The sequence below is a fragment of the Komagataeibacter sp. NFXK3 genome (assembly GCF_054182245.1).
On sequence record NZ_JAPIVJ010000064.1, the window covers coordinates 1 to 2,108 of the forward strand.

Annotated in this window: 1 protein-coding gene and 1 pseudogene; both read right to left on the reverse strand. The window is 58.9% G+C overall.

The annotated features are described in order from the left end of the window. Positions 1–133 precede the first annotated feature (133 nt). A pseudogene (locus OQZ28_RS17410) lies at positions 134–929 on the reverse strand (IS5 family transposase). A 94-nt stretch (positions 930–1,023) separates the two neighbouring features. Beyond that, the coding region (locus OQZ28_RS17415) for a transposase (RefSeq protein ID WP_458136691.1) at positions 1,024–2,108 on the reverse strand (1,085 nt) is incomplete at its 5' end.

The following is a 2,108-nucleotide window of genomic DNA, read 5'->3' on the forward strand; positions in this document are numbered from 1 at the left end:
CGTGCGTGCCTGTGGATGGATCTGAAGCATCATTCAGTCTCCCTGCAAACGGAAGAAAACCATGAAGAGTAACGCGGTATTGCCCACCCTACATCATCCCAATGACGTTTCACAACCTGACAGCTAGGGCCTGTTAGGGCTTGATCCAGTCTGCTGCGGCAGCGATGTGGATGACCGCGAGGAACGACGTTGCTGTTTTTTCGTATCTGGTTGCGACAGCACCCCACTCCTTGAGGCGAGCCCAGAGGTTCTCGACAAAATGTCGACACCGATAGGCCCATTCTGGGCAGGCGACCGACCCATCGCGTCGTTTCGCAGGAATGGCGGGCCGGGCTCCCATGTCCCATATCCGTTCACGAAAGGCGTTAGACGCGTAGCCCTTGTCCGCCACTACCCACAGGGGAATGGAGGGGAGGTTGTCGAGCATGGCTGGTGCCTGGGGCAGTTCATGAGCCTGTCCGGGGGCCAGCGCAAAACCGAAGGCTTTTCCATGTCCGTCAGCGATCACGCAGACTTTCGTGCCATAGCCGCCGCGAGAGCGGCCAAGTGCTTCACGATGGTCCCGTTCTTCGAAAGAGGCCCCTTTTTTGGGCTCCCGCCGCCTTGTGGTGAGCCCTGATGTTCGTACCATCCAGAAAAGTCATTCCGAACGCCACTCCCTGTTGTTCCTGAACCAGTTCGAGCAAGCGTTCCCATACGCCGAGTTTCTACCAGCGGATGAAAAGCTGCGCCGCCCGCCACCATGGACCCAGTTCAGCGGGGATGCTCCGCCATTTCGCGCCATTCTCATGGCGCCAGAAAATTGCTGCTATCGTACGCCGCAGATCATGGGGTGGCGTCTTGCCCCTTGGGCGAACCGCCTCAACCAGAGGTTCCCAGATCGCCCATGTGTCGTCCGTAAAGGCGCCTGTTCTGTCTCCTTCTTCCATCCCTACAATATGGGAAGAAATTCAAGATCTAACAGGCCCTAGCAGCCTGTCGGGTTGGGCATTTTGCGGCTGATAACGCCGAGGCTGACCCGGCTTATGCTGCCTGAAGCCGTGCCATTCTTTTGCAGTTGTATGCGAGAGCGACGAGGGTCCATTCAGTCGTGACTTTTGCAAGGCCACGCAGACTGAATCTTCTGAAGCCCATGATGCTTTTGATAATTCCAAAGACCGGTTCAACGGTCTGTTTTCGTAGTCTGTAAATATTTCCGGCTTTTGTGGTTTCCAGTTTTTTCTTCATGGCAAGCCGCCAGGGTTCGGTGATCCGGCGTGGTTCCCTGTTTTCAGGAGGTGGTCGGAAGTCATAAGGCCTGCGGGCACAGGGCCGTCCGATGGCGACCAGCGGATCAATGCCTTTTTTCCGCAGGTCCCGGACCGCCTGCCCGCTGGCGTAACCGGTGTCGGCAAGCACTGTCTTTGGGAGACCGATCGTGTTTTCCATCGACAGCACGGTGCTGGCAAAGGATGGCGCGTCCGCTGACGTGGCGACAACGTCGGTTGTCACGATCAACTGACTGCCTTCGGCGCAGACCACGGCCTGGGCATTGTAAGCCTGCCGGAACTCGTGGGCGTCCGAACGCCGCATGAGGCGGCTGTCGGGATCGGTCAGACTGATCTGCCGGTCGGGTGGTGGTTCATCATCCGGCGGTTTCGGCGCCCGACCGCGACGCCCTGTTTTTGCGTCATACATCGCCTTCTTTTTCTCGTATGCCGGTCGCGCCGCCTCGGCCTGCGCCTTCGCATCTGCTTCCAGCCGGGCGCAGGCTTCGTCCAGCTTCGCTTTCAGTGTTTCCCGTCGGGCAAGCTCTTCTGGCAGGGCCTGCGGATCCGTGTCCGTGGTGTCAGCCTGCTCCGCCTGCTCCATCAATTCCGCGATATCTACTGCCAGCTGTTCGCGCAGCGCCTTGATCCGGTCGTAGCGCACCGAACGGTATTTCGATGCGTCGGCATCGATTTTCGTGCCGTCAATCGATACTACACCCAGACGCAGCAGACCCGTCTCGCGCGCCAGAAGCAGGACCTGCGCAAATGCAGCTTCAATGGCTGTCCGGTTCGTCCGGCGGAAGGTCGCAATCGTATCATGATCCGGATGCAGGTTCGCCGCCACGAAGCGCACCCCGA